At 65.1% G+C, this 21706-nt stretch carries 21 protein-coding genes; 15 read left to right on the forward strand and 6 right to left on the reverse strand.

The window, feature by feature from the left end; translation table 11 throughout:
* Positions 1-267: PEP-CTERM sorting domain-containing protein (locus tag C41B8_RS21075; RefSeq protein WP_156962348.1), on the forward strand; the 267-nt coding region annotated here is incomplete at its 5' end.
* Positions 268-607: 340 nt separating this feature from the next.
* Here the strand turns inward: C41B8_RS21075 and C41B8_RS00010 are convergent.
* Positions 608-1618 carry an isocitrate dehydrogenase gene (locus tag C41B8_RS00010; protein WP_037332552.1) on the reverse strand — a complete coding sequence of 337 codons (1011 nt, stop codon included), beginning with the start codon at positions 1616-1618 and terminating at the stop codon, positions 608-610.
* A gap of 150 nt (positions 1619-1768) precedes the next feature.
* Here C41B8_RS00010 and C41B8_RS00015 point away from each other — a divergent pair, with 150 nt between their 5' ends.
* The 6 genes from C41B8_RS00015 to wrbA all read left to right on the forward strand — a co-directional run bounded on the left by C41B8_RS00015 (position 1769) and on the right by wrbA (position 7072).
* Positions 1769-2281 (forward strand): L,D-transpeptidase family protein, encoded by a 513-nt coding sequence (locus C41B8_RS00015; protein ID WP_037332554.1) that lies wholly within the window; start codon positions 1769-1771, stop codon positions 2279-2281.
* Positions 2278-3288: a cation efflux transmembrane domain-containing protein gene (locus C41B8_RS00020; protein ID WP_051882526.1), complete on the forward strand. Its 1011-nt coding sequence runs from the start codon at positions 2278-2280 to the stop codon at positions 3286-3288. The genes C41B8_RS00015 and C41B8_RS00020 overlap by 4 nt, the downstream gene beginning before the upstream one ends.
* Positions 3273-3692 (forward strand): M67 family metallopeptidase, encoded by a 420-nt coding sequence (locus tag C41B8_RS00025; protein WP_051882529.1) that lies wholly within the window; start codon positions 3273-3275, stop codon positions 3690-3692. Before C41B8_RS00020 ends, C41B8_RS00025 begins: the two co-directional genes overlap by 16 nt.
* A gap of 153 nt (positions 3693-3845) precedes the next feature.
* Entirely contained in the window at positions 3846-5552 is a 1707-nt protein-coding gene (locus tag C41B8_RS00030; protein ID WP_037332556.1) for a proline--tRNA ligase, read from the forward strand.
* A 4-nt stretch (positions 5553-5556) separates the two neighbouring features.
* A complete protein-coding gene (locus C41B8_RS00035; protein WP_037332557.1) occupies positions 5557-6147 on the forward strand; it encodes a transglycosylase SLT domain-containing protein in 591 nt (196 codons plus the stop codon).
* A 322-nt stretch (positions 6148-6469) separates the two neighbouring features.
* Complete coding sequence (gene wrbA / locus C41B8_RS00040) at positions 6470-7072, forward strand: NAD(P)H:quinone oxidoreductase (RefSeq protein ID WP_037332559.1); 603 nt, start codon at positions 6470-6472, stop codon at positions 7070-7072.
* Here the strand turns inward: wrbA and hda are convergent.
* Positions 7063-7755, reverse strand: a complete 693-nt coding sequence (gene hda, locus C41B8_RS00045) for a DnaA regulatory inactivator Hda (RefSeq protein ID WP_037332562.1) — start codon at positions 7753-7755, stop codon at positions 7063-7065. The two genes, wrbA and hda, sit on opposite strands and share 10 nt — an antisense overlap.
* Before the next feature lie 102 nt (positions 7756-7857).
* Positions 7858-8904, reverse strand: coding sequence for an AI-2E family transporter (locus C41B8_RS00050; RefSeq protein ID WP_037332566.1), 1047 nt, complete (start codon positions 8902-8904; stop codon positions 7858-7860).
* Between the two features lie 128 nt (positions 8905-9032).
* On the opposite strand from C41B8_RS00050, the gene purM reads away from it, so the two are divergent.
* From purM to C41B8_RS00065, 3 genes are read left to right on the forward strand one after another with little or no spacing between them, the layout of a single operon-like run.
* Positions 9033-10076 (forward strand): phosphoribosylformylglycinamidine cyclo-ligase, encoded by a 1044-nt coding sequence (gene purM / locus C41B8_RS00055; protein ID WP_037332569.1) that lies wholly within the window; start codon positions 9033-9035, stop codon positions 10074-10076.
* A complete protein-coding gene (gene purN / locus C41B8_RS00060) occupies positions 10076-10762 on the forward strand; it encodes a phosphoribosylglycinamide formyltransferase (protein WP_037332570.1) in 687 nt (228 codons plus the stop codon). Before purM ends, purN begins: the two co-directional genes overlap by 1 nt.
* The gene (locus tag C41B8_RS00065) at positions 10759-11508 is read left to right on the forward strand and encodes a DUF3108 domain-containing protein (RefSeq protein ID WP_037332572.1); all 750 of its coding nucleotides are present in this window, start codon (positions 10759-10761) and stop codon (positions 11506-11508) included. The genes purN and C41B8_RS00065 overlap by 4 nt, the downstream gene beginning before the upstream one ends.
* 9 nt (positions 11509-11517) lie before the next feature.
* Here the strand turns inward: C41B8_RS00065 and dcd are convergent, their stop codons facing one another.
* On the reverse strand, positions 11518-12084 hold the full coding sequence (gene dcd / locus C41B8_RS00070; protein WP_037332576.1) for a dCTP deaminase: 567 nt from the start codon (positions 12082-12084) through the stop codon (positions 11518-11520).
* Between the two features lie 223 nt (positions 12085-12307).
* Positions 12308-14617 carry a hypothetical protein gene (locus C41B8_RS00075; RefSeq protein ID WP_051882534.1) on the reverse strand — a complete coding sequence of 770 codons (2310 nt, stop codon included), beginning with the start codon at positions 14615-14617 and terminating at the stop codon, positions 12308-12310.
* Positions 14618-14824: 207 nt separating this feature from the next.
* On the opposite strand from C41B8_RS00075, the gene C41B8_RS00080 reads away from it, so the two are divergent.
* From C41B8_RS00080 to C41B8_RS00100, 5 genes are all read left to right on the forward strand, one after another.
* On the forward strand, positions 14825-15832 hold the full coding sequence (locus tag C41B8_RS00080) for a zinc-dependent alcohol dehydrogenase family protein (protein WP_037332578.1): 1008 nt from the start codon (positions 14825-14827) through the stop codon (positions 15830-15832).
* 190 nt (positions 15833-16022) lie between these two features.
* On the forward strand, positions 16023-17186 hold the full coding sequence (gene hpnI, locus C41B8_RS00085) for a bacteriohopanetetrol glucosamine biosynthesis glycosyltransferase HpnI (protein WP_051882537.1): 1164 nt from the start codon (positions 16023-16025) through the stop codon (positions 17184-17186).
* Positions 17186-18601, forward strand: coding sequence for a hopanoid biosynthesis associated radical SAM protein HpnJ (hpnJ, locus tag C41B8_RS00090; protein ID WP_037332581.1), 1416 nt, complete (start codon positions 17186-17188; stop codon positions 18599-18601). The genes hpnI and hpnJ overlap by 1 nt, the downstream gene beginning before the upstream one ends.
* A gap of 46 nt (positions 18602-18647) precedes the next feature.
* On the forward strand, positions 18648-19547 hold the full coding sequence (gene hpnK / locus C41B8_RS00095; RefSeq protein WP_037332584.1) for a hopanoid biosynthesis-associated protein HpnK: 900 nt from the start codon (positions 18648-18650) through the stop codon (positions 19545-19547).
* A gap of 178 nt (positions 19548-19725) precedes the next feature.
* A complete protein-coding gene (locus C41B8_RS00100; RefSeq protein WP_037332585.1) occupies positions 19726-20736 on the forward strand; it encodes a lysylphosphatidylglycerol synthase domain-containing protein in 1011 nt (336 codons plus the stop codon).
* Positions 20737-20934: 198 nt separating this feature from the next.
* Here C41B8_RS00100 and C41B8_RS00105 read toward each other — a convergent pair whose 3' ends face one another.
* The gene (locus C41B8_RS00105) at positions 20935-21621 is read right to left on the reverse strand and encodes a PEP-CTERM domain protein (protein ID WP_037332586.1); all 687 of its coding nucleotides are present in this window, start codon (positions 21619-21621) and stop codon (positions 20935-20937) included.
* Positions 21622-21706: the final 85 nt, after the last annotated feature.

Consider the following 21706-nt stretch of genomic DNA (forward strand, 5'->3'; position numbering starts at 1 on the left):
TCTGGCTCTGGCTCTGGCTCTGGCTCTGGCTCTGGCTCTGGCTCTGGCTCTGGCTCTGGCTCTGGCTCTGGCTCTGGCTCTGGCTCTGGTTCCGACCCCGGCTATGACGATCCCGGCACTGGCACCGGCGGCACCGACCCGTCTTATGACACCAGCCCCTCTTACCCGGATACCAGCAATACTGCGGACGTTCCCGAACCGGGGAATCTGATTCTGTTCGGGCTGGCCACCCTCGGTCTTCTGGTAGGCGTCCGTCGTCGGTTTTAGGGCGTGTCGCTATGAGATACGCCACCGCATGAGGCCCGCCCATCGTGTCAGGCAAGGCGCATGCCGCCGAGCGTGGCGGGCCCCACGGTCAAGGCATGCAACGCCGCCTGGCGCGGTGGGCGGGCCTCACCCGCAGGGCCCATGCCCGTGAGGCGGCAATCCGGCGTTATCGTTCGCTCACGTGGCCGGGCCACGCGACGCTCACGATGCCTTGTCTTGCCACCTCACGGGTGCGGGTGCGGCGGTGTATCTCATGACGACACGCCCAAATCGCGCCGGCCGGCAATCCCCGCCCGACCATCGAGTCGAAGCGGGGATTTTCGGGCGTCGCGGCAGGCGGCTACAGACGCTCGATGATGGCGTCGGCAAATCCCTGCGTGGAACCCTCGCCACCGATGTCGGGCGTCGTGCGATCCCCATCAGCCATGGCGCCGCGCACGGCTTGGCGGATGCGCTCGGCCTGATCGTCCAAATCGAGATGGTCGAGCATGAGCGCGGTAGCAAGAATCACGGAAGTCGGGTTAGCGATATTCTGGCCGGCAATGTCGGGCGCGCTGCCATGAACCGCCTCGAACATCGCGCAGTCGTCGCCGATGTTCGCCCCGGGCGCCAAACCGAGGCCGCCGATCAGGCCAGCGCATAAATCAGAGATGATGTCGCCGAAAAGATTGGTGGTCACGATGACGTCGAATTTTTCCGGCGCCATCACGAGCTTCATCGCGCAGGCATCGACGATGACTTCTTCGTACTCGAGATCGTCGTATTCCTCGGCAATCTCGCGCCCCACCTTCAGGAAAAGCCCCGAGGTGGACTTCATGATGTTGGCCTTGTGCGCCAGCGTGACCTTCTTGCGGCCGCGCGCCCGGGCCATCTCGAACGCGAAACGCAGAATATGCTCGGACTCGGAACGGGTAATCACCGACAGTGCCTCGGCCCGATTGCCGTCCTCGGACACCGTCTGACCCTGGCCGGAATACATCCCGCCGGTGTTCTCGCGCACGGTGATGATGTCGAGATTGTCGTAGCGCGATTTCGTGCCCGGCAGGGACAGCGTCGGGCGGACGTTGGCATATAGATCGAAATGCTTGCGCATTGCGACATTGACCGACCGATAACCCTGGCCGACCGGCGTAGTGACCGGCCCCTTGAGCACGAGCCCGGTGCGTTCGATGGAATCGATCGCCTGCTGGGGCAACGGATCGGTTTCGCCGGCATCCAGTGCGGCCTGGCCGACTTCGACATAGTCGTAGTCGAAATCGACATCCAGTGCATCGATGACCTTGAGTGCCGCATCGACAATATCGGGACCGATACCATCGCCCTTGATGACCGTAAGCGGAGTGCTCGCCATGTCTTATACCCTGAAGTTGCTTGGCCTCGGGCGACGTCGGGTCGCCCCCGCGCTGACTGTGGCATTCTACCAGCTTGATTCGGCGCGGCCGGTTGCAACCGCGTATAGAAAAGCAGTCGACGGGGAGGATTTTCGAGCATGAGATCTGTGATGTCGCGATGGCGCGTGGCCCTGTTGGCTTGGGTCATGTTGCTTGTCGTCCTGCCTGGCGCAGCCAATGCCACCGTCGCGCCCAGCCACACGCTAACCGGCGATGCCGATCTGGTTGTCGTGATGAAATCCGAGCGCGAGCTGTATCTCTATCGTAACGGGCTGATCATGGCCCAGTACCCGATCGCACTCGGTCTGAGCCCGATCGGCACCAAGCAGATGCGCGGCGACGACAAGACGCCAATCGGCGCGTATACCCTCGATTGGCGCAATCCGAACAGCGATTTCCATCGCTCGATCCATATTTCGTACCCGGACGCGGCCGATCGTGCCCATGCCGCCGAGCTCGGCGTTTCGGCCGGCAACGACATCATGATTCATGGCCAGCCGGACTACGACGACCGCCCGCGCACCGGTGACTGGACGCATGGCTGTATTGCCGTGTCCAATGCGGCGATCGACCAGATCTGGGCTCACGTGCCCGACGGTACCCCGATTCATATCTACCCGTGACCGAGCGCTCGCGGTCGCAGCCGCGCCGGCCCGGTCAGCTGCCGGCGGAAAAGCATCGCGACCTGACGGCCGCGCGGCGTCAGGAATGGGGCACACTGATATTACGTGTCACCGTCGTCGTCGTTCTATATGCCGCCCTCGGCGCAAGCCAGGCGCTGCACGCGGTCTGGCTGAAAAGCCTTTGGTCGCTGCTGCCGCCCTTCGCTTTTCTGGTGGCCGTACGGATCGAGTCCTGGCCGCCAACGCGGCGTTTTCCCTACGGGTTCTATCGTGCCGGCAGCATCGCGTTTCTGACCTCGGCCCTCGCCCTGACCTGTATGGGCGGTTATCTGATCTTCGCGGGCGCCCGCTCGCTGATCGAGCAGCACCAGCCGAGCCTGGCCACCATCGATGCCGCGGGCGGCCCGACGCACTGGGCCGGCTGGTGGATCATCGCCGCGCTGGCCTACAGCGTCGCGGTGCCCTGGATCATTGGCCGGCGGCGTCAGCAGCTCGCCATCGATCTGCACGACAAAGGGCTGTATGCCGACGCCTCAATGGGCCGGGTCAACTGGCTGGCCGGCAGCGCGGCTATTATCGGCGTGCTCGGCATCGGCTTTGGCGTATGGTGGCTGGACTTCGCCGCCGCGCTCGCCATCGGTCTGGATATCACCTGGCACGGATTGCGGCATCTCTACACCGCCGTTTGCGATCTGATCGACGAAATCCCACGGCGTATCGGTAGCAGCGAACTCGACCCCCTGGGCGCCGACATTCGCGATTTTCTGCGCGGCCAGGAATGGATACGCGACGCGCGGGTACGCCTGCGTGAAGAGGGGCGGCTCTTGACCGGGATCGCCCTGATCTGTCCGAACGAAGACGAAGCCTCGCTGGCGCTATTCGAATCCGCCCGCGAGGAGATCGAGACCATGGACTGGCGCCTGCTCGACTTCCAGCTTGTTCCGGTATGCGACACGACGTTCGAGCGCTATTGCATCGACGCGCACGGCCGATGGTCGCAGAACTGATCCTCCCCCGCGGCCTGGGCGACTCCCTGCTCGATGAGGCGCGCCGCGCCGGCACCGTCGAGATCTGCGGTTTGATCGCGGCCAGCGACGGACAAGCTCCCGTCCGCTATCCGATCGCCAATCGCGCGGCGCGCGCGGCCGATCGCTTCGATATGGACGCCGCCGGTCAGATCGCGGCGTTCAAGGCCATGCGCGAAGCAGGCGAGACCTTGCTCGCGATCTACCACTCGCATCCGCACGGCGAAGCCGAACCTTCCATGCACGATCGCCATGGGCACAGCTATCCGGACGCCCTCGGCCTGATCATAGCGCCCGCGGCCGTGCGCGCCGCCGCGATACGGGCCTGGGCCATGCAGACCGGGGCTCCGGCCGAGGTGGCAATCAACTGGGTGAGCGCCCTCTAATCGCGAGGCAGCGACTTGCGCCGTGTCCGACATGATGGCGAACACCCGCACGGACTCGTACCAAACCGCGACACGCCCCCCGGCACGTTTTCTCCACGCCGGCCCCCGGTTTTTGTAGAATCGGCGGTTGGACCAACCGACGGCTCTTTATCCATGCGTCTTTCCGCTTTCGCCCTGGCCACGACCAAGGAGACCCCGGCCGACGCCGAGATCGTCTCCCATCAGTTGATGCTGCGCGCCGGCATGATCCGGCGTCTGGCCGCCGGGCTATACAGCTGGTCGCCGCTCGGCATGCGCGTGCTGCGCAAGGTCGAGAACATCGTGCGCGCGGAAATGGACGCGATCGGCGCGCTGGAAATGCTCATGCCGGCGATTCAGCCCGCCGAGCTGTGGCGTGAGTCCGGCCGCTGGGATGCCATGGGCCCGCTCATGCTGCGCATGACCGACCGCGCCGAGCGTGAGTATTGCTTCGGGCCGACGCATGAAGAAGTCATCACCGACTACGTCAAGCGCGACGTGCGCAGCTACAAGCAGCTGCCGGTGACCTATTACCAGATCCAGACCAAGTTCCGCGACGAGATCCGCCCGCGCTTCGGTCTGATGCGCGCGCGCGAATTCATCATGAAGGATGCCTACTCCTTCCATATGGACGCGGCCGATCTGGATCGCGAATACCGCAACATGCGCGGCGCCTATCACGCCATTCTCGATCGCATGGGGCTCGATTATCGTGTCGTAGCCGCGGATTCGGGCGATATCGGCGGCGCCAAGTCCGAGGAATTTCACGTACTGGCATTGTCCGGTGAGGACGAACTGGCCGTATCCACCGACGGTGCCTATGCCGCCAACATCGAGGCCGCCAAGACCGTGCGCCCCGAGGGCGAGCGCGCTGCGCCGACCGGCGAACTGAAGAAGATCGAAACGCCCGGTGTGACCACCATCGCCGGGCTGGCCGAGCATATGGGGGTGCCGGAATCGGCCACCGCCAAGTCGATCGTGGTGATGGGCGAATCGGGCGATCCGGTGCTGCTCATGCTGCGCGGCGATCACAGCCTCAACGAGATCAAGGCCCAGGATCTGGAGGGCGTCGTTTCGCCGCTGACCATGGCCGACGAAGCCACCATCCGTACCCATTTCGGCGCTGGGCCGGGTTCGATCGGGCCGGTCAACACGAACGTGACCGTGATTGCCGACTATGCGCTGGCCAACGCGTCCGACATGGTGGTCGGCGCCAACTATGACGGCGCCCACTTCACGCACTTCAACTGGGGCCGCGATCATCCCGAGCCGCAGTTCGCCGATCTGCGCAACGTGAATGCGGGTGACGCCAGCCCGACCGGTACCGGCACGCTCGAGATCCTGCGCGGTATCGAGGTGGGCCATGTGTTCCAGCTCGGCGACAAGTACAGCCGTGCGCTGGATCTCTCGGTGCTCGACGAATCCGGCAACGCGGTCGTGCCGGAGATGGGCTGCTATGGCTTCGGTGTATCGCGTATCGTCGCGGCCGCCATCGAGCAGTGTCACGACGACGCCGGCATCTGCTGGCCGCAGGCGATCGCCCCGTTCGATCTAGTGATCATCCCGATCAAGGCCGACAAGTCGGCCGCGGTGCGCGAGGCCTGCGAGACGCTGTATACCGAGCTCAAGGCCGCCGGCGTGGATGTCGCCTACGACGACCGTGGCCTGCGCCCGGGGCCGATGTTCGCCGATGCTGAGCTGATCGGCGTGCCGCATCGCATCGTGGTGTCGGATCGCGGCCTGGAATCCGGCAAGCTCGAATACAAAGGCCGCCGCGACGAACAATCCTCCGAAATCGATCACGATGTCGCCGCGATCAAGGCGGTCGTTCTCGGCGGCTGAGCGTTTGCCGCGCCCGCGGCTGGCGCTGCTCATCATCGGTCTGGTGGTCTGGGGGCTTGTGCCCCCGGCCGCCTTCGGCGCGGCGGCCGTGCCCGATCATATGCAGCCCGGTATGCGCGGCGCGCTCAAGAAAGCAATCGCGGATTCCAAGGGCTTCAAGAACCGGTTCGATGCCGAAGTGTGGCTGGTGGATATGGCACACCGGCTCGCGCCGCGCGTGCCGAGCGTGCAACGCCGGCTCAACCTGCTGCGCGACGTGCATGGCGCGGCGACCGAGGCCGGCCTGTCGCCGCAGCTCGTGCTGGCCGTGATCCAGGTCGAATCCAACTTCAAGCGGTTCGCGCTGTCGTCCGCCGGTGCCGAAGGGCTGATGCAGATCATGCCGTTCTGGCGCCACGAAATCGGCGCGCCAGGCGACAACCTGTTCAACCGCGCTACCAATCTGCGCTACGGCTGCGCGATTCTCGCCTACTACCTCAAACTGGAACATGGCGACGTGACGCGCGCTCTCGCGCGTTACAACGGCAGCCTCGGTCAGCTCTGGTATCCGCTGCGAGTCGAAAGCGCGCTCAGTCAGAACTGGCAGATTCCATAGCGCGCCTCGAGATTTCTGGCGTCCGCCTCTTCGGCCTGCCCACGGACGCGACAAAGCGGCTATGCGTCGTGGCCATTTGATCGGCGAGCGCAGCCCGACGCGTCCGATCCCGCACGGCCGATCGTATCCACTGCCGGGGCGACGTAACGCTCGCCGAGCGGAATCGACCCATGCGCAAGCCGGCATTCGGATTGGGTCGTGTAGGCTCAAAACGCGTTGGCCGCCCAGCCCTGCACGCGTGACGGTCATGGCAGGGACCAACCGCCACGCCGGGCGCATCGGCACACCGCATCACCCTCGTTGAATTGCCAGAGCAGACATCATGAGCCAGGACATTCTGATCATCTATTACAGCCGTAACGGCACCACCGCGGCACTGGCCAACGAGGTCGCCCGCGGCGTGGCCCGGATCGACGGCATGGCCGCGCGAGTGCGCACGGTGCCCCCGGTATCACCCACCACCGAGGCCACCGACCCGGACGTTCCCGAGTCCGGCGCGCCCTACGTGGACCCCGATGACCTGGAAGAATGTGCCGGCCTGATCATCGGCTCGCCGACTCGCTTCGGCAACATGGCGGCCCCGCTGAAATACTTCATCGACACGTTGTCCGGCCAGTGGCTGTCGGGCACGCTGGCCGGCAAGCCGGGCGCGGTGTTCACATCGACCGGCAGCTTGCACGGCGGGCAGGAAACCACGCTCTTGTCGATGATGCTGCCGCTGATCCACCACGGCATGATAATCACCGGGCTCACCTACACGGCCGACGATCTGCTGGCCGAAACCGATTCCGGCGGCACGCCCTATGGCGCCAGCCATGTCTCCGGCACGCTCGGCGATCGGCCGCTCACGGAGATCGAGAAGAAGCTGGCGCGCAATCTGGGCGCGCGGGTAGCGGACATCGCCCGCCGGCTGGCTCAGCCGTAGCCGAGCGCCTGTTTGACGAACGGGATGGTCAGGCGGCGATGGGCCGACAGCGACGCCCGGTCCAAGGTGTCCAGCGCGCTCATCAGATCCGGCACGCCGGCCTCGACGTGACGGATCATCCAGCGCGCGGTGGCTTCCGGCATATCCATACCACGCTGTTCGGCGCGCCGGATCAGCAGTTCGCGCTTGTCGTCGTCATCGAGCGGGCGACAGACGACCACCCCACCCCAGCCGAGGCGGCTGGCCAGATCCGGCAGCGCGAGACCGAGCTCGCGCGGCACGGCCGACCCCGCGGCCAGGAGACGGCTGCCGCGGGCACGCAGCTGGTCGGATAAACCGAGCAGCGCGATTTCGGCCTCGCGATCGCCGGCGATGGCATCGAGATCGTCCACACAGACACAGTCCATGTCGGCCAGACCTTCCAGCAACGGCCCGATCGGCTCGTGAACCTGAGCCAGCGGCAAGTAGACACTGCGCCGCCCGGCATCGCCGATCGCTCGGCAGGCGGCCTGCAATAGATGGGTTTTGCCGCTATTAGCCGGGCCTGCCACGAACAGGCGCTCGCTACGCCCGCCCACGACCTCGGCCACGGCGGCCTTGGCATCGGCGTTGGTACGGCCTACAAAAGCGGCCAATGTCGCCGAGGCCGGCAGCTGAACACCGAGAACGAGCTGTACGGGCATACGAACCTGCGGTGGATGGATCGACGACGCGCCCCCTGCGCGGCGATCCGCTAGAATGCCGGGATGACGAACGGCGGGCAACCGCCGCGCCCCGAGTCGGGCTTATTCTTCCAGGTACAGGCGGCTTTCCCGCCAGCGTCGACCGGCATAACGCACGATCACCGCGATCGTTGCCGCCGTCGGTAGCGCCAGCAGCACGCCAATAAAGCCGAACAGCTGGCCGCCGGCCAGTACCGCAAAGATCACCCAGACCGGGTGCAGGCCGATGAATTCGCCCAGCAGCAGCGGCGTGAGCACCATCTGCTCCATGATCTGCCCGATACCGAACACCAGCAGCACCCAGAGCAGCTGATAAGGATCGCCGGTCTGCACCAGCATCGCCACGCTCGCCATGCAGACACCCGAAAACACGCCGACATAGGGCACGAAGCTGATCAGCCCCGCGCCCAGTCCGATCACCAGCGCCAGATCGAGGCCCGCCAACCACAGGCCGACGATATAGATCGTGCCCAGCACCAGCATGACCAGCGCCTGGCCGCGAATGAAGTGCCCGAGCACGTCGTCGGTCTCGCGGGCGAGTTCGGTGATGGTGTGTTCGTAGCGGCGCGGCAGCTGGGCCCGGATGAACGCAGTCATGCGATCCCAGTCGCGCAACAGATAGAACATGATCACCGGCACGAGCAACAGGTTGATCGCCCACGACAACAACGTCGTACCGGAAGAAAACGCCTGCTTGGCGATCGCCGAGGCAAAACCGCCGGCGCTGCCCCAGTTGTTGGAGATCAGCTGGCGAATGGAGTCGGCATCGATGCCGCCCACGCTGGGGGCGATGCGCCGGATCCAGGGGTTGAACGTATGCTGCGCCCAATCGAGATAACGCGGCAGGCTGCGGATGAGCGTATCGAACTGGGCCTGCAGAATCGGCAGCAACAGGAAGATCGAGAGCGCAAACACGAAGCTGAGCGCGACAAAGACCAGAATGACGCCGAGGGTGCGATTCAGTCGCAGACGCTCCAGGCGATCGACGATTGGATCGCAGACATAGGCCAGCCCGGCACCGAGCACGAACGGCAGCAGCATGCCGTGCAACAGCACGATGACCAGAATCAGCCCCGCAGCGCCGATCAATGCGAGAGTACGGCCACGCATGGCTGTCAGCTTCTACCTGCGGTCATGGATATCGGAGCGCAATCCCAGTCGTGCTCGTCGAAACGGTACAATAGCACGCTGTTGCCGGAGCTCCGGCGTTTGGTTCATGCAACCGAGAAGGCCTGATCTTGAGCGATCGTCCCTCCCTGACCTACGCCGATGCCGGCGTGGATATCGATGCCGGCAACCGGCTGGTCGACACCATCCGCGGCCCCGTAGAAGCCACCCGCCGCCCCGAGGTAATCGGCGGGCTCGGCGGTTTCGGCGGTCTGTTCGAAATCCCGGTCGATCGCTATCGCCGGCCGGTGCTGGTTTCGGGCACCGACGGCGTGGGCACCAAGCTGCGCCTGGCGATCGATCACGCGCGCTTCGACGGCATCGGCATCGACCTGGTGGCGATGTGCGTCAACGACGTGCTGGTCGCCGGCGCCGAACCGCTTTTCTTTCTCGACTACTACGCCACGGCCCATCTGGATGCCGACGTGGCCGGTCCGGTGATCGCGAGCATCGCCGAAGGCTGTCGCCAGGCCGGCGCGGCATTGATCGGCGGCGAGACCGCCGAGATGCCCGGCATGTACGGCGCGGGCGATTTCGACCTGGCCGGTTTCACGGTCGGCGTAGTTGAATACGACGACCGCATCGACGGCTCCGCGATCGACGAGAACGACGTGGTGCTGGGCCTGGCGTCCAGCGGCCCGCATTCGAACGGTTACTCGCTGGTACGGCGCATCATCGAAGCCAGCAACGCCGATCTGGCCGCGCCGCTCGGTGACGGGCGCACCCTGCTGGACGCGCTGATGGCGCCGACGCGGATCTATGTCGCCGCCGTGCGCGAACTGCTCGGCAAGGCGACGGTTCACGGCATGGCGCATGTCACCGGCGGTGGTCTGGCCGAAAATCTGGCCCGCGTGGTGCCGGCCGACAAGACCGTGACCATCGAACGCTCGGCCTGGCAGCGCCCGGCCGTGTTCGACTGGCTGGCCGAGGCCGGCAACGTGGCCGCCGACGAAATGGCACGAACGTTCAATAACGGGATCGGCTATTGCATCGTGCTGCCGGCCGACGAAGTCGATACGGCTCGTGTCGTGCTGGAAGGCGCCGGCGAGACAGTGTTCGAGATCGGCCGCGTGCACGCCCGCGACCATGATGAACCGGCCGTCCGCATCGTCTGATGACCGATATAGAACGTACACGCCCGGCCCGTCTGGTCGTGCTCATCTCCGGGCGCGGCCGCAACCTAGAAGCCATCATGCGCGCGATCGATGCCGGCGAGCTCGACGCCGAGATCGTGCTGGTCGCCAGCAACAAGCCGAACGCGCGCGGTTTGCAGACCGCCCGCCTGGCCGGCCTGCCGACGGTGGCGATCTCGCCGCGCGAGTTTGCCGACCGCGAAAGCTACGATGCCGCGCTGGCCCGTCGTATCGCCGCCGACAACCCGGACTGGGTCGTGCTCGCGGGCTTCATGCGCGTACTCAGCGATAGCTTCGTCGAGCGTTTTGCCGGGCGCATCGTCAACATTCATCCCTCCCTGTTGCCGAAGTACAAGGGCCTGCATACGCACGACCGGGCACTGGACGCCGGCGACCGCGATCACGGCGCCAGCGTGCATTTCGTTACGCCGACGCTGGACGACGGCCCGGTGATCCGCCAGGGTCGCATCACGATTCGCGACGGCGATACGGCCGACACCCTGGCCGATCGCATCATGGATCGCATCGAACAGCGCCTGTATGCCGCCGCGCTGGACGACCTCATCTCGGGCCGCGTGGTCTGGCGCGACGATGGCGTCTATCGCGACGGCCAACGGCAATCGACTCCCCTGATCGTCGACTACGACGAGGATGCCCCGAGCCCATGAACACGAACTGCTTCCGGGCGGCCGCCCTGGTGGTCGGCCTTAGCGTGGCCGCAAGCGGCGCCGCCCTGGCTTCGCCCACGAGCCCCTTCAAGGCCGTGTACACGGTGCGCAAATCCGGCCTGCCACTGGGCGACGCCCATTTCAGCCTCGAGCCCGGCAAGCACGACGGCTGTTATGTCTATGCCGGACACGCCAAGCCCAACGCGCTGGTCCACATGTTTCTCGGCAACATCGACGACGAAACCCGTTTCTGTATCGTCGATGGCGCGGTCCGGCCCATGTATTTCCGTCACCATATCGACGGCAAGCCCGGGCATAGCTATACGCTGAAGTTCGACTGGTCGGCCATGACCGTTCGCTACCACAGCGAAAACGGCGACACCAAGACCTACACGCTCAAGCCCGGCACCCAGGATCCGATGTCGCTACAGATCGCGGCCCGGCGCTGGCTGGCCGACGCGAACTCCGGCACCGGAGCCCAGCTGCCCACGGAACACGCCTTCACCCTGGCCGACGACGACGGCCTGCAAACCTACCGGGTCAACGTGACCGACGCCGGCAACCTGAAAACACCGGGCGGCACGTTCGACACGGTCAGGCTGGCACGCACCGGCCAGCATCACCACGCGCTCACCTTCTGGCTGGCGCGCAACGCCGACTGGATTCCGGTGCAAGTGCGTCGCCTCGAGGACGGCGACACGCAATACGAGCTGACGGTCCAGTCGCTGTCGCGTAGCGACGGCTAGACTGATGGGCTAGGCGCGCGGCAGCGTCACGCCGCGCTGGCCCTGGTACTTGCCGCCACGATCCGCATAGGACGTCTCGCAAATCTCGTCGGATTCCAGAAACAGCATCTGCGCCACGCCCTCGTTGGCGTAGATCTTGGCCGGCAGCGGTGTGGTATTGGAGAACTCAAGCGTCACGTGGCCTTCCCATTCCGGCTCGAGCGGCGTGACGTTCACAATGATGCCGCAGCGGGCATAGGTCGACTTGCCCAGACAAATCGTCAGCACGCTGCGCGGAATGCGGAAGTATTCCACCGTCGAGGCCAGCGCGAACGAGTTCGGCGGGATGATGCAGGTGTCACCCTCGAAATCCACGAACCCCTTCGGATCGAAGCCTTTCGGGTCGACCACCGCGGTATTGATATTGGTGAAGATCTTGAAATGTGGCGAGCAGCGTACGTCATAGCCATAGCTCGACACGCCATAAGACACGATCTTCTCGCCATCGCGTTCCTTGACCTGGCCGGGCTCGAAGGGCTCGATCATACCTTCGCTCTCGGCCATGCGGCGGATCCATTTGTCGGACTTGATGCTCATTGACGGTGCTCGGACGGCGCCAGGCGGCGCATGGGTGAACGCGATGCCCGGCCGCTGGCCCGACCTCGACAGCCGACATCGCTGGCCAGGGCGATCGCAAGCCCCGTAGTTTAGCCAGCCGCATACGGCGTCGACAACGAAACGAGAGGGCATCCCGGGCCGGACGGTGCACCGCCCGGCCCGGGATGAGATCGGCCCGCGTACCCTGCGGGCCAGCACATCACTACGGCTGATAGCAGCCCAGCGGAATCGTCGGGTTCGAAACGCCGGCCGCGGCCGCGCCCAGGAAGCCGGCGGTCTCACACTGCATTTCGGCAGTCGTGGCCGCGCCTTCCTGCGGATCGACGCTGCCGTTGGCCGTGCCGGCCGTCGGATCGAGGATGGTGCTGTGTGCGCCGCTTGCGAAACGCACCACGCTGTCGGCCGGCTGGCTGCCCGATGCATAGGGCACGCTCACCGAAACCGACGCCAACCCCATCGCCGAGACCAACGGATTGGTGCCGGACAACGGGCCGCCCACGCAGACCGTATCCAGCGTCGGCGTGTAGTGGCTCGTCGGCGGGCAGGCGCCGCTGGTCGCCGGGGTGAAGTCCGGCCCGACGTTGGCGACCACGGCATTCGGCACGACCAGATCCGGCGGGTTCGTGCCGCCGTTGCCGCCGCCCACGACTTCGATCATATGCAACGGATGACGCGCCGCGGCGGTCTTGGCGTAGTTGATCGGATCACCGCCATCGACGATGGTTTGCGCCAGACGCAGGAAGCTCTGATAGGTCTCGCTGCCCTCGCCGACACCGGCGGCCTTCAAGCCGGCCGCGATCTGCGGGCCAAACGCGGCCGATCCATCAAGCAGCCGGATCACACCGCCACCCGGATTGGCGAGCGTCGCCGCACCGAAGACACTCGGCGAGGTCACGCCCATCAGCGTCGAGCCCACGATCGCGCCCAGCGAATGGCCCAGGAACTCGCTCGGCTTGCCGTTGAGCGGAATCGCGTTGCCGCCAGCGACCGTGATCGATCCCTGCATGACGGTGGCATTGAGGTCGATCAGATCGGCCACCGCCTCGCGCAGGTTGTCGCGCGAAGTGATCGGGCTCTTCAGGTTGATGAAATTCGCGCCCGAGGAATCGACCACGCCGTCGCCGTTGGCGTCGAGATCGAAGGTGCGTTCGTGACCGCTGATTGCCAGCGTGTTGCCCGGCGGAAGACCATGCAACGGCAGATCGATCGCCACGGTCACGAAACCGGCCGCGGCCAGTGCGGGCGCCACCGCAAACATATTGGTGCGATTACCGGTGATGCCGTGCTGGAAAATCACGACCGGCCAGCCGCCGGCGGGCGGCGTACCGCCGCTCGGGCTGTTGGCGTTGGGCACGGCCACCAGTACCGGCACCGACTGCACCGAGCGCACTTTCGGATACGGGAAACAACCCGTCGTCGAGTCGCTGGCCGTCAGCACGCTACAGGGAATGGCCGCACCGGACGGGGTGCGCAGGGTGGCGTGGCCCGGGGCCACCGTACCGTTGGAGGCCCAGTAGGTAGTCAACGGTGCCGGCGTGGCCGTGCCGTCGTTCTGCGCGGCCGCGAGGTAATACGACAGATCCACCGTGCCCTGATACAGATTCGCCGTGTTGGGCAGGTTGGCATTCACGTCGCCGGTCGACAACTGGCCGCCCTGGCCGTCCGGCAACGGCTGGACGCGGATACCGCCGTCGCTGGTGTCGTCGGGGTTCGGCGTCGGATGCGCCGCGATGTAGCGCAACGACGCGCCGATGCTTTGGGTGGTGAACTGCCAGGCCACGAGCACGTTCGCGCTGCTGGCGCCCGACACGCTATCCAGAATCGGCCGGATCTGGCGGGTGCGGATCGATTCGAGCGTGGCTTGCTGGGCCGCGCTGTAATCACTTGCCGGATTGGCGTCGGAGCCGACCGCGCTGGATGAATCCGCGACCGCGAACTGGGCACTCGGGGCCACGCTGCCGCCGTCGACGGTCTTGAGCTTGTCGGTGATCACGACGTAATACGTCGTACCTGAATCCAGCGGCTTGAGCGGCCGGATGAGTAGTCGCGTGTGATCGACCACGTCGGGCGATTTCACCACGTCGAAATCGGTGCCCGCGACGAGCTCGGCCCCGGTCTCGGCATCGATAACGCGCACGCCGCCGTTATTGGCGGTGGCCACGTCGATATCCGCGCCGGAGAAATCGGCATAGAGATTATCGGTGGTCGAAAAACCATCCAGCTTGTTGGCGCCCGCGATCACCGGATTGGCGCCGGTGGGATCGGGAATATTGAGCGTCCCGTCGGCGCTGATACCGGCCAGCGGACCGCTGGTATTGCTGGTATCGACGAACAGCAGGTTGTTCGGGAACGGGATCACGGCATCCTGAGACGCCGGTGAATACAGACTGGTGGCTTCGGGCGCCGGCGTGCTCGCCTGCCCCCCATTGTTGTTGTCGTTATTGTTACCGCCGCACGCAGCCAGCGATAGGGTCATCGCGATCGCGACGCCCACGGTGTGGATCCGCTTCATGGTCCCCCTCCCCAAGATAAAAAGGCGTTATTCGTCGCCGGCGCATGGTCTTGTCTTTTGACGGCCAGCGGCGTCTTCGGGATCACAATGCGGTGCCGCCGAAGCGGGCGACACTGGACGATGGTCGCAGCCTGCCGGACCATCCGGCCGTGCCGAAATCGCCCGCGTGGCGTATGGTCTGGGGCATCACTCTTACCCCGGATATTCATGCAGGTTCAGCAGACTCGTGAATTCGGCACACCCGACGTTTTCGAAGCCGCCGAGGTCGCGCTTCCCGAACCGGGGCCGGGCCAGATCCGGGTCCGGCAGATCGCTTCGAGCGTGAATCCGGTCGATACCAAGCTCCGTGCTGCCGGCCCGGCGATCGCGCCGGCCCTGCCCGCCGTGCTTGGGTGCGATGTCGCCGGCGAAGTGGATGCGGTCGGCGACAACGTGCGTCGATTCGTGCCGGGCGACGCGGTCTACGGCTGCGCGGCGGGATTGGTCGGGCGTGGCGGCGCCTACGGTGAATATGTGGTGGTCGATGCCGAATTGATGGCGGCCAAGCCCGCGAATCTCGGCTGGCGCGAAACGGCCGCCCTGCCGCTGGTTACCATCACGGCGTGGGAAGCGCTGGTCGACCGGGCGCGCGTCGTGCCGGGCGACCACGTCCTCATCCACGGCGGCACCGGCGGCGTGGGGCATATCGCGATCCAGATCGCGAAGGCCCAGGGCGCGCGCGTGGCGACCACGGTTTCCAGCGCAGACAAGGCGGCCATCGCACGGCGCTGCGGTGCCGACGAGACCATCCACTATCGCGAGGAGTCGGTCGAGGACTATGTCGAGCGGCTCACCGGCGGCCGGGGCTTCGACGTGGTCTTCGATGCGACGGGCGGTTCGGATCTCGCCAAATCGTTTGCCGCGGTTCGGGTCAACGGCCAGGTAGTGACCATCGTCTCGCAGTACAGCGCCGATCTGACGCCGATGCATACCAAAAGCCTCACCCTGCATGCCGTGTTCATGCTCACGGCGATGCTCCATGGCGTGAACCCGGCCCATCATGCCGAGATTCTCACCAAGGCCGGCGGACTGGTGGCGGCCGGACAACTCATGCCATTGCTCGACGAACGCCGTTTCAATCTGGGCGATGTCGGCGCGGCCCATGCGCATCTCGAAGCCGGCGCGGCGCTCGGCAAGATCGTGATCGATATCGCGGACGAAGCGCGCAATGCCTGATCATTCGGAGCGGTAACAAGGGACTGCGACGGTTTTCGTTGTCGGGCCGTAACACCGGCGAGACGGCCGCCGGGCTATCGTCGGCGCTGTTATGATTAATTCGGCATGAAGATATTCTTCATGCCGAATTAATAAGCGGCGCGCGGCTCGGTGTCCGCAATCCTTGAACTCAGCCTCCCGCACTTTTGACGTGATACACGCTACCGAGGTCATCCACGCTCTGGGCTTTACGGCGGCCAGCCTTGCCGGGCTCTACAGCCTGCTCGCATTGTTGGCGGTATGTCTGGCCCCGCGGGGGCGCCCGCCGGCGTCGTCGCGCTCGGGGCAACCTCCGGTGACGGTGCTCAAACCCCTGTGCGGCGACGAGATCGACCTCGAGTACTCGCTGCGCTCGTTCGTCGCGCAGGATTACCCGGTCTTTCAAATCGTATTCGGGATACAAGACGAAAACGATCCGGCACTCGCCGTGGCGCGCCGCATTCGCGATGCGTATCCCGAGCACGATATCGAGATCGTGGTGGATACCCAAGAGTGGGGCTCGAATCGCAAGGTCAGCAACCTGGCGAACATGATGGGCGCGGCCCGATACGACACGCTGGTCCTGGCCGACAGCGATATCCAGGTCCATCCCGATTATCTGCAACGCGTGACCGCGCCGCTGGCCGACCCTGATATCGGCCTCGTGACCTGTCTATATCGCGGCCGCCCGACCCGTGCACGCTGGTCACGCCTGTCCGCGCTTTTCATCGACGACTGGTTCGCGCCGTCGGTGCTGATCGCTCGTCTTTTCGGCGTCAACGACTATGCCGCCGGCGCCACGCTCGCCCTGCGTCGTGAAGATCTGACCCAGCTCGGCGGCTTTGCCGCCCTGGCGAATCATCTGGCCGACGACCATCTGCTCGGGCAACGTATCCGCTCGCTCGGAAAATCGATCGTCCTCTCCGACGTGGTCGTCGAAACCACGGTCGACGAACCGAGCCTTGCCAGCGCGCTACGCCACGAAATCCGCTGGATGCGTACGATCCGGTTACTGGCGCCGGCCAGCTATGCGTTTCTTTTCATCAGCTGCACGCTCCCCACGGCTTTGTGCGGCGCTATACTGACTTCAGCACAACCGTTGTCGCTCATACCCTTAGCCATGACGATCGGAGCGAATCTCGTCTTGCATGGTATTCAGAATCGCCGTGCCGGACGCCCCCCGTGGACCGGCCTCTGGCTCTGGCCGCTCCGAGAAGCCCTGACGCTTTACGATTGGGTCAATGGATTGTTCAACCGCTCGATTCGCTGGCGAGGCCAGGCATACTGGGTCGCAGCGGACGGATCCCTCAAATCACAGTCAATGGACAGGCACTGATGAAGACGCTTTTTCTACACCCGCCCTCCTTCGACGGATTCGATGGCGGCGCCGGCGCGCGCTATCAAGCCAAACGCGAAATCAAGTCGTTCTGGTATCCGACCTGGCTGGCCCAGCCGGCCGCGATGGTCCCGGGCAGCCGTTTGATCGACGCGCCCGCCGACGGCCTGAGCCTCAAGGATGTCCTGCCGCTGGCCAAGGAATACGAACTGGTGATCATGCATACCAGCTCGCCGTCGTTCGCCACCGACGTTCAGGTTGCCGAAGCGTTCAAGCGCGAGAACCCCAAGCTGCTGATCGGCATGGTGGGCGCCAAGGTCGCGGTGGACCCCGACGGCTCGCTGGGCGCGTCCACGGCGATTGATTTCGTCGGCCGTGAGGAATTCGACTACACCTGCAAGGAAGTGGCCGAAGGTCGCGATCTGGCCAATGTGCTGGGCCTGACCTATCGCGACGCCAACGGCGAGCACGTCCGTAATCCCGATCGGCCGATGATCGAGAACATGGACGAACTGCCGTTCGTGTCCGAGGTGTACAAGCGCGATCTGACCATCGAGAACTATTTCATCGGGTATCTCGAACACCCGTATGTGTCGTTCTATACCGGCCGCGGCTGTCGTTCGAAGTGCACGTTCTGCCTCTGGCCGCAGACCGTCGGTGGCCATCGCTACCGGGTCCGCAGCCCCGAGAACGTGGTCGCCGAAGTGGCCTACATTCAGCGCGAAATGCCGCACGTCAAGGAAATCTTCTTCGACGACGACACCTTCACCGACTTCAAGCCGCGCGTCGAGGAAATCGCTCGCGGGCTCGGCAAGCTCGGCGTGACCTGGTCCTGCAACGCCAAGGCCAATGTCCCGTACAAGACCTTGAAGATCATGAAGGACAACGGCCTGCGGCTGCTGCTGGTGGGCTACGAGTCGGGCAACAACCAGATCCTGCACAATATCAAGAAGGGTCTGCGCACCGACATCGCCCGCGAGTTCACCAAGAACTGCCGCAAGCTGGGCATCAAGATCCACGGCACCTTCATTCTCGGCCTGCCGGGCGAGACCCAGGAAACGATTCGCGAGACGATCGACTTCGCCCGCGAGATCAACCCGCATACCATTCAGGTCTCGCTGGCCGCGCCCTACCCCGGCACGCGTCTGTACGAACAGGCGATGGAAAACGGCTGGCTTGATGCCACCGGGCCGGAAGCCCTGGTCAACGACGACGGCGTACAGATCGCCCCGATCAGCTATCCGCATCTGGGCAAGGACGAGATCTTCGAGTCGGTGGAAACGTTCTACAAGCGCTTCTACTTCCGCCCGGGCAAGATCGCCGAACTCACCGCGGAAATGGTCCGCCATCCGAGCATGATCGGGCGCCGTCTGCGCGAGGGCCGTGAATTCGCACAGTTCCTGAGCCATCGGTGACACAGGCCCCGGATAGCGGCACGAAGCGGGGCGGAGCTCGGTCTTGATGAGCGACGCCCCCGCGTGCGTGATCGTCACGGCCGACGACTTCGGGCTCGACCCGGCGGTCAACGAGGCGGTCGCCCAGGCCCACGACCGAGGCATTCTGAGCGCGGCAAGCCTCATGGTGGGCGCTGGTGCCGCGGCCGAGGCCGCGGATATCGCGCGTGCACGCCCGACGCTGGGCGTCGGTCTGCATCTGGTGCTGACCGACGGCCAGGCCGTGCTGCCGCGTTCCGATATCCCGGATCTGGTGGATGCCACGGGCCGTTTCCGTGAAGGAATGGCCAGCGCGGGCGCTCGGTTTTTCTTTCGTCCGCGAGTCCGGCGCCAGTTGGCCGCCGAAATCCGGGCACAATACGAGGCCTTCGTCGCAACCGGCCTGCCGCTCGACCATGTGAATGCCCACAAGCATTTCCATGTGCACCCGACGATTCTGTCGCTGGCGCTGAAGATCGGCCGTGATTACGGCCTGCGCGCCATGCGCTGGCCGTCCGAGCCGCGCGGCGATGCCAGCCAGGCGGCGTCGGGAGACAGGCGCGCTCTATTCGAGGCCGCACTCATGACCCCCTGGTTACGCGGAATGCGCCGTCGGATCAGGGCTGCAGGCGTGGTGTCGAACGATCGCCTGCTCGGCCTGCGTGCGACCGGCCACATGACCGAATCGCGGGTACTCGCGGCCATCGAGGCGGCCCGTACCGGGCCCGTCGCCGAAATCTACGGCCATCCGGCCTGCCGCAACCATCTGAACGCCGCCATGGCCGACTACGATCACACCGGCGAATACGACGCGCTGGTCAGCCCGCGCGTGATCGAGGCGTTGCAAAAAGCCGGCCTCCAACCGATCCGGTTCGCCGATCTGGCCGATCGCGCCACCGCGAACGACGCCGCCCGCAACACGCTCTGAGGCCACTGCGACACCGTATTCCGGCGTGCGGGGCGGAATAGCCGTTGACGCCACCGTCTGGGCCGTTAGTCTCTCGCCATTCCGCGCCGAAATATTCCCGGCTCTGCCCTAGCCCTGAGACGCGCCTGATGGTCACCACTGCCGCCCACTTCAACCTTTCAACTGTGCCGAGGTCCGCTTGAGCCGTCTTGCTTATGCCGTGGCCCTGGTCGGTGGGCTGTTCCTCATTGCGCTCATCGCCCATACCGGCTATCGCGCGGTCCTGGGCGCGCTCGCCGCGGGCGGCTGGAGTCTGCTCTGGCTCGTGCCGTACCACCTCGTGCCGATCGGGCTCGATGCGGTGGGCTGGCGCGTGCTCATCGCCCGCCGCGACGACGACGGTCGCGCCGGCCTCGGCGCGCTGACGTGGATCGCCCTGGTACGCGAGGGCGTCAGCCGGCTCCTGCCCGTGGCCAGCGTCGGCGGCGAAATCGCGGGTATCCGTTTGCTGATCCTGCGCGGCGTGGACGGCGCGGCTGCCACGGCGAGCGTCGTAATCGAGGTTCTGGTTTCGTTGCTCAGCCAGTATCTGTTCACCGCGGTCGGCGTGGCGCTGCTGATTATTCTCACCCAGTCGAGTGAAACCACCACCGAAGTGCTCATCGGCATCGCCCTAACCTGCCCGGCGCCGATCATCGTGCTGCTGTTGCTCGACAACGCCCGTATTTTCCAGCGGCTGGAGCGTTTCGCCGAGCGCACGCTGGGCGGCCGCAACCGTCTCACCCAGCTGCTCAGCGGCGGCGCCACGCTCGATCAGGAGATCGAGGCGCTGATTGCGCGCCGGTGGCGGCTGGTGCGCGCCACGTTATGGCAATTCGCCGGCATGGTCAGCGGCAGCTTCGAGGTCTGGCTCGCGCTGCATCTGCTCGGCCACCCGGTGAGCGTGGAGACGGCCGTCATTCTGGAATCGGTCACGCTCACCATCCGTAACCTGGCTTTTTTGGTGCCCGGCGGCCTGGGCGTGCAGGAAGCGGGGCTGATGGTATTCGGGCAAATGCTCGGGCTGTCGAACGACGCCGCTCTGGCCCTGTCCCTGATCAAACGCGGACGCGAAATCGTGATGGGCATCCCGATTCTGTTGTCATGGCAAATCTATGAAGCACGCCAGATGCGGGGCGGGAGCAAAGATAAACGCGCGCACGGCAACTAGGTGTGGCATCTCGATTAGATTGTTCATCGGGGCCGCGATGATAACGATCGGGGACGGCCGTATCCCGCGGCCGGGCCGCAATACAATACATGGCCGTGTTCACCACAATCCAGCACTGCGCGCCGACAAGAAAAGCCGCGGGCATCGCACCCGCGGCTTGGGTCTTGACCGCTCCGCCGGGCGGCGCGGTCGGTCACTCTAGACGCGCGGCTCCACGGCTGCGCGGCGACGGGCGTAAAGCATCAGCGAGAGAGCCAACAGCCCGACCAGCAAAACACTGAGCTGTGACGGCTCGGGCACGTCGTTCGGGGTCGAACCGCCGTCCGTGATCCAGGCGCTGCTGTCGCCGGCGTCACCAGTGATGCCCTGAATATGCGCAGCGGAGAGGAATCCCGCCCCGTTGGCAACGAACGGTGACGCCGACAACGGGTCAGCAAACATCAGCGTGTAGATCGCCGTGTCACCCGCGACGAACCGGCCGCCCGGGCCATTCTTCGACCAGGTGAAGCCAAGATTATAGTCCCCGAGCCCAGTCGGTCCCGAGTTCAAATAATTTTGAATGAACGCGTGGTCGGCGCAGTTCGTTCCCCCTGTACACGTTGCCGACTGCAGCAGGGGATCGAGATAGAACGCCCAGCCCGTCGCGGCTTTCACGTTCTTGCCCCCCTGAACGAAGTCACTGCCGCTGAGCTTCGAGGTGAGTGTCAGGGTGCCGGACGTGTCGCCCAGGTTGTAAGCGAACTCCGCTTGCAACCACGGCATCGGCCCGGTCGGTGTTGCGCCGGTATAGACCGAATTGAGATCGATATTGATTGTGCTGGCATAAGCCGGCAGGCAGAAACTGCCCGCCAGAGCCAGTGCAAAAGTCATCCATAGTTTTTTCATGGCCCCACCTACACGGTTGTCGAAACGAAGCGGAACGGGCGAGGTTCCAATACGCCAGGCAGTGCACTCGTACTGCGACGTACAT

This window comes from Salinisphaera hydrothermalis C41B8 (assembly GCF_000732535.1).
GTDB classification, from domain to species: Bacteria; Pseudomonadota; Gammaproteobacteria; order Nevskiales; family Salinisphaeraceae; genus Salinisphaera; species Salinisphaera hydrothermalis.

What these genes read in the sequence shown, in the direction of transcription:
- C41B8_RS00010 (WP_037332552.1), bottom strand. Translation starts at nt 1,618, where the DNA reads ATGGCGAGCACTCCGCTTACGGTCATCAAGGGCGATGGTATCGGTCCC.
- C41B8_RS00015 (WP_037332554.1), top strand. Translation starts at nt 1,769, where the DNA reads ATGTCGCGATGGCGCGTGGCCCTGTTGGCTTGGGTCATGTTGCTTGTC.
- C41B8_RS00025 (WP_051882529.1), top strand. Translation starts at nt 3,273, where the DNA reads ATGGTCGCAGAACTGATCCTCCCCCGCGGCCTGGGCGACTCCCTGCTC.
- C41B8_RS00030 (WP_037332556.1), top strand. Translation starts at nt 3,846, where the DNA reads ATGCGTCTTTCCGCTTTCGCCCTGGCCACGACCAAGGAGACCCCGGCC.
- wrbA (WP_037332559.1), top strand. Translation starts at nt 6,470, where the DNA reads ATGAGCCAGGACATTCTGATCATCTATTACAGCCGTAACGGCACCACC.
- hda (WP_037332562.1), bottom strand. Translation starts at nt 7,755, where the DNA reads ATGCCCGTACAGCTCGTTCTCGGTGTTCAGCTGCCGGCCTCGGCGACA.
- C41B8_RS00050 (WP_037332566.1), bottom strand. Translation starts at nt 8,904, where the DNA reads ATGCGTGGCCGTACTCTCGCATTGATCGGCGCTGCGGGGCTGATTCTG.
- purN (WP_037332570.1), top strand. Translation starts at nt 10,076, where the DNA reads ATGACCGATATAGAACGTACACGCCCGGCCCGTCTGGTCGTGCTCATC.
- C41B8_RS00065 (WP_037332572.1), top strand. Translation starts at nt 10,759, where the DNA reads ATGAACACGAACTGCTTCCGGGCGGCCGCCCTGGTGGTCGGCCTTAGC.
- dcd (WP_037332576.1), bottom strand. Translation starts at nt 12,084, where the DNA reads ATGAGCATCAAGTCCGACAAATGGATCCGCCGCATGGCCGAGAGCGAA.
- C41B8_RS00075 (WP_051882534.1), bottom strand. Translation starts at nt 14,617, where the DNA reads ATGAAGCGGATCCACACCGTGGGCGTCGCGATCGCGATGACCCTATCG.
- C41B8_RS00080 (WP_037332578.1), top strand. Translation starts at nt 14,825, where the DNA reads ATGCAGGTTCAGCAGACTCGTGAATTCGGCACACCCGACGTTTTCGAA.
- hpnJ (WP_037332581.1), top strand. Translation starts at nt 17,186, where the DNA reads ATGAAGACGCTTTTTCTACACCCGCCCTCCTTCGACGGATTCGATGGC.
- hpnK (WP_037332584.1), top strand. Translation starts at nt 18,648, where the DNA reads ATGAGCGACGCCCCCGCGTGCGTGATCGTCACGGCCGACGACTTCGGG.
- C41B8_RS00105 (WP_037332586.1), bottom strand. Translation starts at nt 21,621, where the DNA reads ATGAAAAAACTATGGATGACTTTTGCACTGGCTCTGGCGGGCAGTTTC.